The 17,064-nt window shown below is 42.7% G+C and carries 12 protein-coding genes; 3 read left to right on the top strand and 9 right to left on the bottom strand.

Annotation, left to right across the window (positions count from 1 at the left end):
* Positions 1-46: 46 nt before the first annotated feature.
* From AC2FA3_RS02925 to AC2FA3_RS02915, 3 genes are all read right to left on the bottom strand, one after another.
* Positions 47-1,123 carry a WG repeat-containing protein gene (locus AC2FA3_RS02925; protein WP_490508231.1) on the bottom strand — a complete coding sequence of 359 codons (1,077 nt, stop codon included), beginning with the start codon at positions 1,121-1,123 and terminating at the stop codon, positions 47-49.
* Positions 1,124-1,153: 30 nt separating this feature from the next.
* Complete coding sequence (locus AC2FA3_RS02920; RefSeq protein ID WP_490508230.1) at positions 1,154-5,125, bottom strand: AAA family ATPase; 3,972 nt, start codon at positions 5,123-5,125, stop codon at positions 1,154-1,156.
* Positions 5,126-5,219: 94 nt separating this feature from the next.
* Positions 5,220-6,752, bottom strand: coding sequence for an exonuclease SbcCD subunit D C-terminal domain-containing protein (locus tag AC2FA3_RS02915; RefSeq protein WP_490508229.1), 1,533 nt, complete (start codon positions 6,750-6,752; stop codon positions 5,220-5,222).
* 175 nt (positions 6,753-6,927) lie between these two features.
* On the opposite strand from AC2FA3_RS02915, the gene AC2FA3_RS02910 reads away from it, so the two are divergent.
* Positions 6,928-7,584: a DUF4377 domain-containing protein gene (locus AC2FA3_RS02910; RefSeq protein WP_490508228.1), complete on the top strand. Its 657-nt coding sequence runs from the start codon at positions 6,928-6,930 to the stop codon at positions 7,582-7,584.
* A gap of 123 nt (positions 7,585-7,707) precedes the next feature.
* On the opposite strand, the gene AC2FA3_RS02905 is transcribed toward AC2FA3_RS02910, so the two are convergent.
* From AC2FA3_RS02905 to yihG, 3 genes are all read right to left on the bottom strand, one after another.
* A complete protein-coding gene (locus AC2FA3_RS02905) occupies positions 7,708-8,202 on the bottom strand; it encodes a hypothetical protein (RefSeq protein ID WP_490508227.1) in 495 nt (164 codons plus the stop codon).
* A 120-nt stretch (positions 8,203-8,322) separates the two neighbouring features.
* The gene (gene cysG / locus AC2FA3_RS02900) at positions 8,323-9,942 is read right to left on the bottom strand and encodes a siroheme synthase CysG (RefSeq protein ID WP_490508226.1); all 1,620 of its coding nucleotides are present in this window, start codon (positions 9,940-9,942) and stop codon (positions 8,323-8,325) included.
* Between the two features lie 285 nt (positions 9,943-10,227).
* Positions 10,228-11,178 (bottom strand): 1-acylglycerol-3-phosphate O-acyltransferase, YihG family, encoded by a 951-nt coding sequence (gene yihG / locus AC2FA3_RS02895; protein WP_490508225.1) that lies wholly within the window; start codon positions 11,176-11,178, stop codon positions 10,228-10,230.
* A gap of 360 nt (positions 11,179-11,538) precedes the next feature.
* On the opposite strand from yihG, the gene AC2FA3_RS02890 reads away from it, so the two are divergent.
* Entirely contained in the window at positions 11,539-12,279 is a 741-nt protein-coding gene (locus AC2FA3_RS02890) for an SDR family NAD(P)-dependent oxidoreductase (protein ID WP_490508224.1), read from the top strand.
* Between the two features lie 98 nt (positions 12,280-12,377).
* Here the strand turns inward: AC2FA3_RS02890 and AC2FA3_RS02885 are convergent, their stop codons facing one another.
* The 3 genes from AC2FA3_RS02885 to AC2FA3_RS02875 form a co-directional block, all read right to left on the bottom strand.
* Entirely contained in the window at positions 12,378-13,016 is a 639-nt protein-coding gene (locus AC2FA3_RS02885; RefSeq protein WP_490508223.1) for a phosphoadenosine phosphosulfate reductase domain-containing protein, read from the bottom strand.
* Positions 13,017-13,125: 109 nt separating this feature from the next.
* Positions 13,126-13,722, bottom strand: a complete 597-nt coding sequence (locus tag AC2FA3_RS02880) for a DUF934 domain-containing protein (protein ID WP_490508222.1) — start codon at positions 13,720-13,722, stop codon at positions 13,126-13,128.
* The gene (locus AC2FA3_RS02875) at positions 13,715-15,400 is read right to left on the bottom strand and encodes a nitrite/sulfite reductase (RefSeq protein ID WP_490508221.1); all 1,686 of its coding nucleotides are present in this window, start codon (positions 15,398-15,400) and stop codon (positions 13,715-13,717) included. Before AC2FA3_RS02875 ends, AC2FA3_RS02880 begins: the two co-directional genes overlap by 8 nt.
* 341 nt (positions 15,401-15,741) lie before the next feature.
* Between AC2FA3_RS02875 and sat the strand changes: the two genes are divergently transcribed.
* Entirely contained in the window at positions 15,742-16,995 is a 1,254-nt protein-coding gene (sat, locus tag AC2FA3_RS02870; protein ID WP_490508220.1) for a sulfate adenylyltransferase, read from the top strand.
* Positions 16,996-17,064 lie beyond the last annotated feature (69 nt).

Raw genomic sequence — 17,064 nt, 5'->3', positions numbered from 1 at the left:
TCTAATGCTCAAATAATAAATAGAAGCAATAAAAATGATAAAAGCGCTAATCTACCTTTACGAAGGTATTTAAACGCAGCATTTTACCATTCTTTTCAAGCCATACTTTATCCGCATCATCACGATAACTGTCAAATTGGGGTTTTAGTATCACTTCACCTTTATCATTAATGACCCCAAACTTACCCGCTTGCTTATAAGTATAGAGCTGATGATATAGCAGTTTTCTAATCGGTGCGTCTGATGCGAGGATTAACTTACCATTAGCGTCGATAATTTGAGCGCTAACAATATCCTCTTGAATATCTTCACTCATGCCAGTAGCGGTGCTACCAGTAACTAACGTGCTGCGTAAAAATAGTAGCGGCTTGGCAGAATTATTAAAAGATTCGATATGTTGGTTGGCAGCGAGTGGAATGATGACATCATTGTTTTGGTCAATAAGCGCCGTTTTATTTTTAAAGCTGACTTGTAGGTATAAAGGCTCGCCTGTACAAGCATTTAACGGATGAATCGTATCATATTGCGGTATTACAGCCCAGTAGCCTCTATCATCAAGCAATCCTGTCAGCTCATTATTGTTAGTAACTATAAAATAATCTTGGTCATAATCAGAATCGTAATGCGCATGCTCGATATGAGCATTGTCTAACGGATAAACCCAGCCGCCATGGCGATTGATAATACCCTGTTTGGTCTTACCATCTGATGACTTAACGCTGACAATAAAGCTGGTGGCAATATCCGGTTCGGTTTGAATCTCATCATATGTAAAAGGCACAATTATCTTGCCAGCCGCATTAACAACGCCGTATTTACCATTTTGCTGAGCTAATACATATTTATCCATCACTATATAAGCATCAAACAAATTATCCGTGATGACAGTGCCGTCAATGCCATTTAGATCGTGTAGCTGCTGCGTGCCATCTGTTAATTCGATTAACTTGCCAGCAAAAGGCTTATTATTTTCGATACGCTCAAAATAACTACTGGGTAAATAACCGGCGCAGCTAATTGTTGCATAAGCAGGGGTAAAATTTAAAATAACAGCGATGATTGTGAAGATACCTACCATCATCGGTCGCGCATTCATATGAGTAAGCTGAATCATAATGTGCATAACATTGGCCACTCCAAAATTTCTTTAGCATTAACTGGCTATATGATAGCAGCCTGGACCAGTAATTTTACTAAAGCCTCCTGACAGCTTATCAACTTGAATTTGGGTTAAAATACGCTCTTTTAGGGCTTGTACGTGTGAGATAACACCAATCAATTTGCCTTCTTGTTGCAAGCTGGTCAAGGTATCCAAGGCAATATCGAGTGACTCTTCATCTAGAGTGCCAAAGCCTTCATCCAAAAATAGTGAATCGACGCGGATATTGTGACTGGCCATCTGCGATAACCCAAGTGCAAGCGCCAAACTGATAACAAACCCTTCACCACCGGATAGGTTTTTGGTACTGCGTATCTCGCCACCTTGATAGTTGTCAATGACATTGAGCTCAAGTGGGTTATTGTCATCCCGAGCCAGCAAATAGCGATCGCTCATTTTGTGCAGTTGGGCATTGGCATGTGTCACCATAATATCAAAAGTTAAACCCTGTGCAAAAGTACGATACTTCTTACCACTACTAGACCCTATCAATTCATTGAGCTGTCGCCAGACATGTAGGGTTTCTTTTTGCTGAGCAATAGCTTGACGTTGGGCTTGTTGATTGCCTTTTTTCTCTTCATTGTCTTTGAGCTGTTGACTCATCGCGCCGATCGCCTCAATCAAGCGATGCAACTCGTTTTGCGCCATATGCTGCTGCTGAACCAACGTTTCTCTTTCTTCAGTGGTTAAGGGTTCAGACTTTTTCTTAGTAAGTGCTTGCATGGTTTGAGCCAATAACGATTGCGCTTGCTTGAGCGTATCACTTATCTGCTGCTGCTGCTCCGTCAGGCTATGGCGCTCGGCGGTAGGTAGGCGCGAGCGCATGAAGTCTGCTTCATCAATAAAGTCAGAGCTGGCGAGCGCCGTTTTAAAGATATCTTCTTGCATGGTGAGTGCAGTAGTAGCAGTGGTTAATTGATCGGTAAGCTGTTGCTGTTTTTCCTGTAATTGCTGAAGGATATGCTCAGAACTGTCTAACTGTCTTTGTGCTGAGGCCTGTTCAGTATTTGCCTGTTCTACTAAAGCGCGTAATCTTGTGTCTTCTTCATCAGGATTAATATTGATGTTATTGCTATGATCAGCACTGATATTACGTGCGTTGTCCGTAAAAATCTCGCGCCGTTTAGACGTTAACTGTTCAAGCATTTGAGTTTTATCAGCAACCGCTTGAGTCAGGTGATCAAGCTCAGCCTGGTCTTTATCTAATTGTGCCTGCTTGGTTTCGATTTGCACCGTTACGCTGCCAAGCGCGGTCATCAGGGTTTGCTGCTCATTCTTATACGCATTGAACTGCTGTTTTAATTGCACCAAGTTACTACGCTGCTGACGAAGTGTATGGATATGAGCGTCATAGTCCATTTCGTTTAGTACAATTCTCTCATCTATACTCGTTATCAGCGGCTGTAAGGTGGCAGGCTTGGCGACAGAATCTAATGCATAAGCGAGATACTTATTTAATATCGCTGATATAGCGCCTTTAAGCGTGGTTAATTCAGCAAAATTTGCGCAGGTTTTTTTGTCGATACCTTCTACGGCCAACAAACCTATCTTAATATTGGTTTCAATCTCATGCATATCACTAGCAAGCTTATACTGCTGTTGTTCAAGCGTCTCAAGGGTTTTACTTGTTGTCGTAAGCTCAGCGCTCAGTGCTTCATATTGGCTAAGCGTATTTTTTAGACAAAGCCTGCGCGCGGTAAGTTGGTCTTTAATCGTACCCAGCACTAATAAAGCATCTTCTATAAGATTGAAATCAGCTGAATCAGTCGCTATCTGCCCGCTCAGTAAATCCGTGTTGGCACCAATCTGCCCAAGTCGATTCATGATAGTGGTGAGGGCGTGAGAATCAGAATAGGTTTTATGCAAAAGTGGCTGTATTAAGCGACCGCTGTCTGCGCACAATGTTTTTATCTGCTCATATAGTGGGCTTTTTTGTTCTTGCCACTGCTCAATCTGACTTTGAGTGGTGGCATACTCAATACGCTGCTTAGATAAGGTTTGTTCTAGCGCATTTATCGTCGTATCCAGATCTTTTATCTGCTGCTGCGTTTGGGCAACTTCGGATGGCTCCTTATCTAATACAGGGTGATGCTCACCGTAAGGATGCTCAAGCGCGCCGCAAAGCGGGCAAGGGTCGCCCTCTTCTAATTGGCTAATGTAGCGCTCTAAACTTGCGACGTGTTGCCATGAGTCCAACAGCTTTTGCTTGTCTTGACGACGGTCTTTTGCCTCTATTATGACCGATTCGTGATCAGTAATAGCCGTTGTCAGTTTGACCAATGTCTCATTGAGAGTGGGCAGGGTGGTGTTTATCTTATTAATTTGTGTCGTAAGCGCAGCCATTTGTTGTACTTTAAAGATCACTTGCTCAATCTGGCTGTTGGTGTGGTCGATTTGTTCTTGCTCGCCACGTAAATCAGCCAATGACTGCTCTTGGGTTAAGCCAGCCTGCTTTTTTTGTAAAGCCGTTGATTCCTCACGCGCCTTGGCAATCGAAGATTTAGTAGTTTCTTGATGCTGCTGATATTTATCAAGGTTGGCTTGATAGTCACTGGTTTTATGATGATGGTTATATTTTTCATTTGCTAAAGCTGCATTGTCTTGTAGCAGCACCTTTAGACGGCTGCAATGACTGTCAAAGTTTGCCGCATCGGTATCGATATCGTGCAGAGCGTCAGCATCACTAAGGTACGTCTCGATACTCGTCAGCTGGGTTTGGTCTTGATTGAAACGCTCTTTATGATGGTCTATCTCTAGGTCTAAGCGCTGTATATTGGCTGCTGTGGCTTGCTTTCTTTGGCGATGGTCGTCTAACACATGCCTGTGCTGAGCGATAGCCGCATCCAGCTTACGGGCTTGTGCAATTTTGGGCAAAGTGGTTTGTAGCTCATTACTTGCTGTCTGCGTACGAGCCTTAGCCGCTTGTAGAGCGCTCGTGGCTTGCGTGAGTTGATTTTCTTGCTGCGGCAGTTGATGATTTAGCGACTGCTGTTCATCTTGTAAGCGCTTGACGCTGTCACGGTTATGGACAAGTTGGCTGTATTGACTGTCAATCTCCAGCGCTTTATTGGCGGCGATAAGGCGCTTAGCATGAGGAATAAAGTCTACCTGCGCTTGCTTTGCCGACGTAACATCCTTTTGATAGCTGACGACGTTTTTTTCTAACTCCGTCACGGCATCGAGCCAATTGATTTGCTCGTTAAGATGCTGATAGTATTGTTGCTGCTCGGTTTGTGCGGTTTGATGCGCTGTTAATTTTTCGCCAATCAGCGCTTCTTCATCTGCTTCTAACAACGTTAAGCCATCTAAGCCAAACTGCAACTTGCTCAATATTTCTTCTTCATGACGTTTTTTTTCAAAGACATGGGTTGATATCGTCGCGTAGATATCAGTGCCAGTGATTTTTTCTAAGATGTCAGCACGTTCATCGGCTTTGGCTTTTAAAAAGGCGGAAAAACTCCCTTGAGCCAATAAGATTGAGCGGGTGAACTGTTGAAAATCCATCCGTGTCAGCTCAATGATTTTATCTTTGGTGCGTGACAGCTTGCTTTCTAATATTTCATCGCCCGCTGGGACGTCTACATTGTCTAGATTGCTAGTTTTGGGCTTCACCAAAGCTATCTCGTGGGTAGCATCTTGCAAGCTACCATCCGCTTTGCCATAAGCGCGGCGCTGACCCCAGCGGCAGCGATATTGGGTGCCATTTAAATCAATCACCACTTCAGCGAAACACTCCGCCGTTTGCCGCGTCATGACCTCGTTACTACTTTTGCTGATGCTATTAATCCGCGGTGTCTCACCATATAGCGCAAGACATATGGCATCCAAAATCGTCGTCTTGCCAGCGCCTGTCTGCCCAGTGATGGCAAATATTCCTTCATTGATAAAAGCGGAATCAGCAAAATCGATATGCCATTCGCCTTTTAAGGAATTTAAGTTTTTGAGTCGTAGTTCAATTAGGCGCATGTATAGGTCTTTGTATTTTTAATGGATGGTTTCAATAAGAAAAAGAAAAGAGAGGCTGATTAGATACTAAATAAGCATTTTTACTGAGTATTTTTTACTCAGCCCGACTATCATTATGATAAATATTATGGAGTATCTGCTGATAAGCCGTGCGCAATGACGATTTTTGCGTATCAGCAATACCATTAATTTCTAGGCACTTATCAAACACATCCAGCTCATTTAAGTCTTGTAAATTTTCAGAGGCTTGCTGTTGATTGAGAACTTTATTATACGTACGCGTGTTTTTGATTTTTAACACTTCACAAGTTAAGCCCTCTATCATGACGTTCACTTCTTCACGCAGCTCATTAACGATTTCATCACCGTCATAAATCACTTCTAGCCAAATGGACTCTGAGGGCTTTAATGACTTTACCGCAGTAGCAATAGTGGTCAAATCGCCTGTTATTTGTGCCAATTTCTGAAAACAAGGAATAGGAAGCGAGACAACCTGCATCTGACGCGACTCATCATGATGCAATAACTGAGAGGTTAAAAGAGATGTAACATTGTAAGTAGAGTGAGTGTGATGTATAGCAGCTGTTTGGTTAGAAAGTTCTTTATCAATGCTATTTGGCGTCATTGCTTCGGGCTCTACTGAATCAGGAAAACCAAATAAATCGTCTATAAAACCAGTCGTTTGAGTGGCTGCCTTTTTAGTCACTTGCTTGATTGGTGGTAAAGGATGCTCAGTAAAAGCGGTTGATGTTTTATCCTTAAAACTGTTTTCTATTGCACCAAATTTTACCAGCAATACTTGTTTTTGTTGTTTAGCCTCGCCAAAACCCATCGCGATAGGTGAACCTGAATAACGAATATTCTCACGACCACCGACACGCTGCGGTACATGCAAATGACCAAGTGCCACATAGTCAAAGCCATCATCGAACATATCAGCAGAGATTTGACCTAAATTGCCCACATAAAGGTCACGCACGCCATCATCTTCCGTGGTCTTACTATCAAGAGCAAATAAATGACCAGTGGCGATAATAGGAATTTGACGTTGATGAATCTTCGCTAGTTCAGCTTGTTTGGCTCTGGCAATCTCTGCAACACCATCGTAATGGGCGCGAATGCCTTTGATAACATTGGCATCTTTGCTATCCGCAGACTCGCCAGCTTGACTACTACGCACGTCACGGTCACGCAGGTAAGGTACAGCAGAGATAATACAATGCGGGTTGCCGTCTGCATCGTCTAATACCATCACTTCATCGCTTAAGTCTTCACAAGCGGTACCGATAACATGGACGTTTAAAAATTTTAATACATTGCTTGGTGCATCTAAAAAAGTAGGGGAGTCATGGTTGCCCGCGACGATGACGATATGTTGACAGCATGACTTCGACACTTTGCCTAAAAATTCATAATACAGCGCTTGGGCTCTGTTACTAGGGGTCATGGTGTCAAAGATGTCACCAGCGACAATCAGTACATCCACTTGCTGCGCGCTAATGGTGTCTTGTAACCAGCGCAAAAACGCTTCAAATTCCTCATAACGCATGCGCCCATAAAGCCTGCGCCCTAGATGCCAGTCAGAGGTATGAAGTATGGTTAAAGGGGTAACAGCAGATAAAGACATAATGAGGCTTAATGGCTAATGAAAGACAGCGATTATTCTAGCAAGAATTGCTGCGGTTTGCTGTGGTTATAAACTTCTTGCAAAGCAGATTGGTAGCGGTAACGTAATGGATGATATTAAAAGATCCAATATTTAGTAATATCTAAGCCATCATTAATAAGGGTAAGGGTATGTTATGTCATTTATTAGATTATGCACATTGGCTTTGATTGTCAGCGCTTCTTTAGCGGCTTGCAATAGTTATGAAAAAGTAAGTCTTAATAATAAAGCGCATGTTGTGCAAGCTTCTGAGGCTATTATAGGTGAAGTGACGGAGGTAATAACGAAAGATAGAGAGCAGCAAACAATCACTTTGATGGCTAAAGATGGGCGCACTTATAAAGCCTTTATTAGTAAAGCTAATTTCGGTCAAGAGAATACCTATCAAATACAAAAATTGGCTATCGGTGACGTTGTAGAAGTAATGGGAGAGCAATCGACATTACTAGCAGGGGTAGATAATAAAAGCCAGATTACGGTCCGTGCCATGCCTTATGTTTTACGTAAAATTATCGTCGCTGATCATCAAGAAGATTGCATTGGCGTTGGGCCGCAATCATGCTTGCTAACGAAACTTGCTGGACAGACGAATAGCCAAACAGGTTGGGAGTATCGATATAGTGGTATAGAAGGTTTTGATTATGAGCCGCATTACGAGTACACCTTGCTTATCAAGAATACAACAATCGCCAATCCACCTGCTGATACATCGTCCATTCATAGTAAGCTTATAAAGATAATTGAGAAGAAAAGGACTACAGAAGTCTCTATTAGAGATTGCTTAGAGTATTAATGCATTCTGGCTTGTTACGAACACTTTGTGAATTCTCTGATGCTTGGCTTGCGCATCCTTTCAAAGTTAATCAATCCCAAAAACCAACTCTTTATTAACACTGATTATTAATATTGAATTTCATTACGGCTTAGGCTTATCGTCCCAATCAAGCAAGAATTTTCTACGCAATTCAGGGGTTAGGATTTCAATAGAATGTATAGTTGCTACTCTATCCGTTAAGCATTTTTCATTGCCAGTAGTTTGAAGTGGAGGAATATTTTCCTTATCAATAAAACCGCCTCCTGCGTAAAATTCTGTATCAAATGGAACTGCTGTTGCATTTAAGATTACAGTCTTTGAATCTAAGTCAACCTTGATATTACTAGCTTTCGTATCAAAAACTGGAGTTATATAATCATCTTCATCGCCAAATAGAAGACAGCCATTCTTCATTGTAAATTTACCTGATAATAATGCAGTTAGTTGAACATTATTACTTTTATTATGATAAGAGAATAGATTGAGTGAATTTTTCGCTCTTATGACTGGGTTAGAAGTGTTACTTAATATTTGATTAGAGCAACCAAGCTGAAATAGAATTACAATAGGAATTAAGAACAAATATCTATTTATCATGTTTAATAACCTCATAGCACTGATGAAATAGTAACAGATATTTCATGTGCATTATGTATTGAGGAAAAGTGTTTTGGTAATGAATCGATAATCTCGGTAGTGGCTTGACCTTAATAGCACTTATCCAATTACCAATTGCTCCAAACTATCATCAGCCGTTGCCAAATTAGCTACCATCGATAGCGCATGGGCTTGCTGGTCTATAGGTTGTTTTGAATCTTTGTCCATAGTAGCTGATCCTTCACGTAGCCAGTTGCCATCTGTGTCTTGATTATTTTGCTGGTTTTGTAGGTTATACCAAGCCAAATCATGATGTAAACTGACGACATCACCCATGATAAGCAGAGCAGGTGTTGGTAGCTGGTTTTTTTCTTGTAATTCAACGATGGTTTCAAGTGTTCCTGTCAATACTTGCTGATTGGGCATGCTAGCATTAGAGACGATGGCAATTGGGGTGTCGCTACTACGACCAGCCTCAGTCAAGCCCTCAGTCAAACGCGGCAGTGAATGTAGACCCATATAAAACACGACAGTTTCATCGGTATTTAAGAAGCTCTTAAAGTTACTGTTGGGCGCGCCAGCCTTTAAAAACCCTGTCACAAAACGTACTGACTGCGAATGATCACGGTGAGTGAGCGGAATACCAGCATAGCTTGCAGCGGCATTGGCAGCAGTGATACCCGGCACAACTTGGTAAGGCACGCCGTGCGCACGTAAGCTTTCAATCTCTTCACCGCCGCGCCCAAAGATAAAGGGGTCGCCGCCTTTTAAACGTACTACACGGCGACCTTCTTTTGCGCTATTTACCAACAGCTCATTAATACCGAGCTGCGCTACGGCATGGTTGCTACGTTTTTTACCGACAAACACTTTATCGGCATCTCGGCGGCATAGGTCTAATACTTGCGGTGATACCAACGCATCATAATAGACGATATCTGCTTGCTGCATGAGACGCAGCGCTTTAAAGGTAAGCAGCTCTGGATCACCAGGACCGGCACCAACGATATAAACTTCGCCCATTACATTTTTTACAGATTGAGATTCTGAAAATGCATTATCTAGTGCATTTTTTTCACTGCTAGCGATCACTGCGGCTGTTTTATCTAAATCCGCTTGCAATTGCGCCGCTGCTTCATTTTCATTACCCGCAAACATCAGCTGGCTGACTTCACCTTCAAAAGCGCGTTCCCAAAACTGGCGACGTCCTGTCAAGGTTGGGATTTTAGTTTTGACCTCAGTACGAAAGTCACCAGCAAGCTTGGCCAGTTTGCCATAACCTTGCGGGATTAAAGTCTCTAGGCGTGCCCGTAATAAACGTGCTAGTACCGGCGCTTTGCCATTGGATGAGATGCCAATCACAATGGGATTACGGTCAACGATGGCAGGGAAAATAAAATCGCATAAATGCGGGGTATCAACGACGTTAACAGGAATATTAAGCTCGCTGGCGTCAGCATGAATTTGATGATTCAGCGTTTCATCATCGGTGGCGGCGATGATAACGCGCGCGCCCGTCATATAAGCTTTATTATAATTTTCATAAATCAGTTCGTGCTTGGCTTTGTACTTAGTGTGGCTGAGCAAAGTCTGTATTTCAGTACTGATACTTGGCGCGAGAATAGTAATAGCGGCGCCAGCGCGACTGAGTAAGTCAGCTTTACGTAGCGCGACATCACCGCCACCAACGATCAGCACTTTGCGGTCTTCTAATTTAAAAAATAGCGGAAAGGTGTTCATAGCATCACCAATGATTCAATCAATATAAAATATGTCACCATTATGAGGTATCACAGGCGGACGCTCACCTAGTGAATTGGCATTAACATATTCTTTTTTGTCATGTTACTGATGATTTTTGCTAGGATGTGGAATAGCTGAGGAATAAAAATGCAGAATCGCGGCATAAAAAACCACAAGCTAACTTTTAAGCTTGTGGATGATAGATAATAGTTGATGGTTAATAGCTACATGATGACTTGCATTGGATATTGGCAATGACGTCATTTGACGGACTGCCAAATTCTACTCAAACTCACTTAGCATTTTAGTAATGCGGGCATCTTTTTGTTGCCAAATGTCCTCTAGCCAATCAAACATCATTTTTTTAGTGGCTTCATCACGGTCATAGCCGCCGTCCATGATGGCAGCAAATAATTCGTCTGGTATCTGTAGGCGAGTCACATCGACCCCTAAACGGCGAATATTACCCTTCCATAAATCATCATAGTCAGGCGCACCGTCTGGGTAGACGATTGTAATATCTAAAATAGAATCTAACTCATTACCTAGCGCATTAATGGCTAACGACAAACCGCCAGCCCGTGGTTTTAATAAATGCTGATAAGGTGAGTCTTGCTTATCATGTTTTTCTTTAGTAAAGCGCGTGCCTTCTAAATAGTTCAATAGGGTAAAGGGCTTTTCTTTTAATAACGCACAAGCACGCTTTGCTTCTTCGATATCCTTACCTTTGAGGGCAGGATTTTTAGCAATCGCTTCTTTAGAGTGGCGGCGCATCATTGGGAAGTCTAAAAAGTAAAAGGCTTGACCGATAACGGGAATGTAAATCAAATTAAACTTAGTGAAAAACCGCGTTAAAGGCAGGGTGTCTTGGCTGATATATTGCACAATACTCGTATCAACCCACGACTGATGGTTACTGACCAAGAGATACTGCTTATCTTCGCTTAGCTCATCGGGCAGGTTGATGCGCCAGTCTTTATGAGGTAGGGCGTGGTCGATAACGGCATTATTAGTATTAATCCAATACTTAGTAATCGCAATTAAGGCATCATCGGTCAGTTTTGACCCAGTCAATACTTTCGCCGCGCCCATAGTCCAGACCGGTAGACCAACCAACGCACTATTAGCAGTAAGGACGCTAACTCCCGTGAGAAAAGAAGCCGCTTTGCCTACGACTGGCAGCTTATCGTGGAGTTTTTCATAGAATGAATCAATTTTTTTTATTAAAGGCATATCAAATGTCCGTATTGATGAGTGTGGCAAAGCCATGATTGAGCTTGATTATAAAAATGAGCACAAGTAGCCGCAACGACGGGCAACTTCGGCCATACTTTAGCTTTAAAAGGTTAGCTTAATGTTTAATGTGGTGTTACGCCAGCTTTGAAGCCATAGAATACCTTAATGTTATCCGATAAAACGTTAAGAAAACGTTATTTATGCAACTAAAATGGTTGATATGTGTCAGTTATTAGCTTATAAAAAATATCCAACATAGGCTAACATTGAGTGTTAGGTGACTATGTTAATCTAACCCAGATACAATCAGATAGAAAAAAATCTTAATTTACAATATAAAAAACAAGGATGAATATTATGAAATTACAAGACAGAGTAGCCATTATATTTGGCGGCACCTCAGGACTAGGTGAAGCGACTGCAAAAGCGTATGCCGACGAAGGTGCAAAGGTAATCGTCACGGGTCGCGATCAAGAAGACGGCAATCGCATTGTCAAAGACATGACAGATAAGGGTCAAGAGGCTATCTTTGTGCTTGCTGATGTGACCAAAAAGACAGAGATTCAAGCGGTGGTCGATAAAGCATTAGAAACTTATGGTCAAATTGACATTTTATATAATGGTGCTGGCATCCATGATGGTTATGATAATGCCGTCGAGTTAGAAGAAGATTTATATGACAAACTGATGGCGATTAATGTTAAAGCGCCATATCTCGCGTCAAAAATGGTGATTCCACATTTTATCAAGCAAGGGCGTGGGGCGATTATCAATGTTGGCTCACAAGCGACGCAAATGGCAGGTCCGGGTGGTTCAGCTTATGTGACCTCCAAGCATGCGATATTAGGCTTCACCAAGCAATTGGCATTTGATTTTGGTAGTCAAGGCGTCAAAGTGAATATTCTATCGCCAGGTTTTATCGAGACGCCTATGACCGATGGTATTGATGATGAGCGCTTAAATCGTATCCCAGCCCAGCGCGCTGGCAAGCCCGAAGAGATTGCAGCGCTAGCGGTATTTTTAGCATCTGATGATTCGAACTATATGCATGGCTCGAACGTCTTTATGGATGGTGGTTGGGTGCTTGGTCGTAAATAACCCTCTAAAAAAGCTATAAGCTATCTAAAGCGAAAAAGCCCTTTTATTTTTAAAAGGGCTTTTTACGTTCAAAATAGTTGTTTATTGAATTAAAAATATTACAACTGTGTATGCAATCCACACTCACGGCTTTCTTCTACTTTAGTCGGATCAAAGTAATCAAACTCGTTTGGTAAGTTATGCTCTTCAAGATAAACGTCCAAATCAGCGTCTGTTTTTTCAAACAATGGAGCGACTTTTAACACGCCGTCTTTTGATAGGCTAAGCACATCAAGCCCTTGGCGGAATTCCGTTTGATCCTTACGAATGGCATTAAACCACACGTCTGGCTTTAGCTCATCTAGCGCACGGCGGAACGGCTCTAGCTTTACTTGGTCAGTGAATTCATCATGCTGCGGATTGTCAATGCCTGGGATACCATTCATGGTCGCATCACGATGGGCAGCGGTTTGCTTAGGGATATAGGTGATGACATTTAAGTTTAAATCACGGATGACTTTATTAGCAAATTGATACGTCGCATCGGTGTTATAGCCAGAATCTACCCACAATACCGTAATGTCAGGGCGCTGCTTAGCGACTAAATGCAAAATCGCAGACTCATAAGGGCGGAAGTTAGTGGTGATGATTGGGTTTTTGGCTTGGCTTAACGCCCATTCAACGATTTGCTCTGGGAATTTACCTTGCAAGTCTTGGTTAGCTTGGTCGATATCTAGGTTTGGGTGTAATTGACTCATAATATATTCCTTAGTCGTAAGTAATAATAGCGATAATTAATAATGGCGTAACTAAACTGAAAAATGATTAAGCGGTTAATAATGATTTTGTAGTAAATTAAATAGTTATTTAAGCACCTGCAAACATTGGTAAGTCGGCGACGTTGCGCCCATCGTAGCTACTAGCAAGGGCGTTAAAGGCTTGACTGATATCAGAGATAGACTGCAGGTCATGCTCGTTTATCACAAAGCTGTCAGCACCTGCGCGCAACAGATAAGCGATTTGGTCACGACCAAACTTGCCAGCCATACGAATCTCACCGTCATAACCGATTTGGCGCAGCGTTTGGGCAAAGCTAAAGCCACGACCATCGGTGAAAGCGGGCACATGAATTACAATCAAATCTTGCTGTAATAAAAAATCCGGTATACGCATTAGTACTTCTGTGTCGCTGTCTGATGTCACCCAAACACCAAAACGGCTGGCATGTTCCGATAGCAATTCGCGTACTTGTTGTAATAAACCGCCAGCAATATTGCCTTTAGCATCTAACAAATCACTAAGTGGCAAGAGCACATCAGGCTTTTCTCGTTTTTGTAATAGCTCAAGCAATGATATGTGAGTTAGGGCAATGCCATCTGGTAGTTCATTGGTAGTAAGGGCCAACCAGTGATCGTTTTGACTGATGTTTTCGCCTTGCGCATTTAACACATAATGATTAGCCATAGACCTTCTCCTTAAAGGGTGCGATGCCGATGCGATTGACCAACTCACCAAAGCCTTCTACTTCATTCTCATTGCTGACGCGCTGCTCTAGATAAACGTCTACTATCTTTTGTATCGTCTTTGCTACGTCATCGGATGGAACCGCTCTACCTAGTATCTTGCCGAGTTTGGCATTATTACTAGAGTTACCGCCAAGGCTGATTTGGTACCAGTATTCGCCTTTTTTATCGACACCAAGGATACCGATATCGCCGGTGTGATGATGCGCACAGGCATTCATGCAGCCAGACATATTGAGGCGAATATCACCTAAGTCATAAAGGTAGTCGAGATCGTCAAACTGCTTTTCGATTTGCTCAGCGATATTGTGGGTCGTCGCATTGGCCAGCGAGCAAAAGTCCCAGCCTGGGCAGACAATCATGTCGGTTAAAGTATTGATATTAGGACGGGCTAAATGTAGCTCGACCAGCTGTTGCCATAACTCATAAAGATGATTGGTTTGCACATCAGCGAAGACTAAATTCTGCTGATAAGTACCACGTAGCTCACCAAAGCTATGTTTATCTGCTAGGTCGGCGAGGGCGTCCATTTGCGCTTCACTGATATCACCTGAAGGTACGTACTTACCATTAACCAAACCTGCCTTTAACGAAATTACCACGGCGCGATAGCCCGCGATTTTATGTGCGACGGTATTTTGCTGATACCAATTGGCAAAGTCTTTATCGCTATCAAGGGTTTGTTGTAGCTCTGACTGAACTTGTAAGGCATCAAAGGTAAGGTAATCAGGTTCGGTGAAGAAACTGCTGGCAGTGGCAAAGTTGGCATCGGTCAATGTCAGTGGCCCGTCTTTGGTATGTGCTTCCCATTCCGCATCAACCAATTTAGCGAAGGCAGGCCCACCCATGCTCTCAACCAATATCTTGATACGCGCTTTGAATTTATTGTCACGGCGACCATGTAAGTTATAAACCCGCAAAATAGCATCTAAATAGCTGAGCAAGTGCTGGCGTGGTAAGAACTTGTTAATGGTTTTGCCAATAACTGGCGTACGGCCAAGCCCGCCACCAACGATGACTTCAAAACCAAGCTCACCTGCGTCATTGGTTTTTAAATGCAGCCCAATATCATGAACTTGCGTCGCTGCACGGTCATTAGCCGTACCAATAACCGCAATCTTAAATTTACGCGGTAAAAAAGCGAACTCAGGGTGAAAGGTTGACCACTGGCGAATAATCTCGCAGTAAGGACGCGGATCGGCAATTTCTTCTTTATGAATACCCGCGTAAGGGTCAGTAGTGGTATTACGAATACAGTTACCTGACGTTTGAATCGAGTGCATCTGTACAGAGGCTAATTCTGCCAAAATATCTGGCACTTCTTCAAGTTTTGGCCAGTTTAACTGCATATTGGTACGGGTAGTAAAGTGCCCGTAACCTCTGTCATATTTACGGGTAATCTCAGCTAGCTTGCGCAGTTGATACGTTGCCAATAATCCATAAGGCACGGCGATACGTAGCATCGGTGCATAGCGCTGGATATAAAGCCCATTCTGCAAGCGCAGCGGCAAAAACTGCTCTTCTGGCAGCTCACCTGCTAAGAAACGCTCGGTTTGGTCGCGAAATTGTGCGACTCGTTCTTCCACTAGCGTTTGATCCGCATAATTATATTGGTACATGACGTAATCTCAATGTTATTTTAAAACGTAAAAGCTGCGACAAAAACGATTTGCTTGTGTACTCGATCTTATTGCCAGTCGCAAGGTAAACAATTCAGCTTCACATCATATAAGCTTAATCTTTTAAACATAAATTCCTTTAAGTCATATCTATATCCAAACACAGCATAAATTTTCATAACGAAAGTTAGGTAGCCTATGCTTATCAAAATTTATATCTGCTTTTAATATTAATTTACGGCAGTTAACCCCTTATTCGTCATTCATCGCAAAAATTTTTAAGTAACTTACTTCAAATGCAATTCCTTTTTCTCACCATCTCTTAAGGTTGTAAAATCACCATGAAATCTATCAATGCTAATCAAAAGCCATCAAAACTTGTTCCGCCGCATGGCAGCACTGAGCTTAAGCCATTACTATTACAGGGTGACGCGCGCAAACAAGCGTTAAAAATTGCGACTACTTTGCCAACCATTACCCTAAGCTCACGCGAGCGCGGCGATTTGATTATGTTGGGTATTGGCGGCTTCACTCCGTTAAATGGCTTTATGAACCAAGCAGATTGGCAGGGTGTGGTTGATAACATGCGTCTGCAGAGTGGTGACAATGCCGGCTTGTTTTGGCCGATTCCTATCACTTTATCAGCGCCTAAAGTAACCGCCGATAGCCTAAAGCAAGGTGATAAAGTGGCGTTAGTCGCAAAAGATGGCGAGATTATGGGCATCTTAACGGTAGAAGAAACCTATACCATTGATAAAGCTCATGAGTGCCAACAAGTATTTACGACCACAGATCCAGAGCATCCTGGTGTTCAGCAAGTCTTGGAGCAAGGCGACGTTAATATCGCAGGTCACGTTGAAGTATTAAGTGAGGGTGAGTTCCCAACCTTATATCCTGAGATTTATAAAACGCCTGCTGAGACACGTGAAATTTTGGATGCCAAAGGTTGGCAAACAGTCGCCGCTTTCCAAACTCGCAATCCAATGCACCGCTCACATGAGTACCTTGCCAAGATTGCCATCGAGATTTGCGATGGTGTGTTGATTCATTCTTTACTGGGCGCACTAAAACCAGGCGATATCCCTGCCGAAGTGCGTCAAGAAGCCATCAAAACTTTGATTGATAATTACTTTAGACAAGACACCGTTATCCAAGCCGGTTATCCGCTCGATATGCGTTATGCCGGACCACGTGAAGCACTGCTACATGCGGTGTTCCGCCAAAACTATGGCTGTAGCCATCTGATTGTTGGTCGTGACCATGCCGGTGTAGGTGATTACTATGGCGCTTTTGATGCGCAAACTATCTTTGAGTATGTCGGTAAAGATGATTTGATTACGCAGCCGTTAAAAATTGGCTGGACGTTTTGGTGTAATGCTTGTAATGCCATGGCGTCAGACAAAACCTGCCCGCATGAAGCCTCTGAGCATGTCAAAGTATCAGGAACGAAACTACGTAAAGCATTATCAGAAGACGAAGAGGTGCCAGATAACTTTAGCCGTCCAGAAGTTTTGCAGATTCTGCGTGACTACTACGCCGGTATCGCAAAAGAGGAACGTGCTGAGGTGAAGTTGGTCGGTGCCTCTGCGGTGTAAAAATTCATATTCAATATGAAAAACCAAAGATAATAAAAAGAGGTCAGATTCATCATCTGACCTCTTTTT

The organism is Janibacter sp. CoH_79_TC_3 (genome assembly GCF_058197955.1).
Note: the sequence above shows the minus strand (reverse complement) of the source record. Positions and strands in the feature narration are given on the sequence as shown.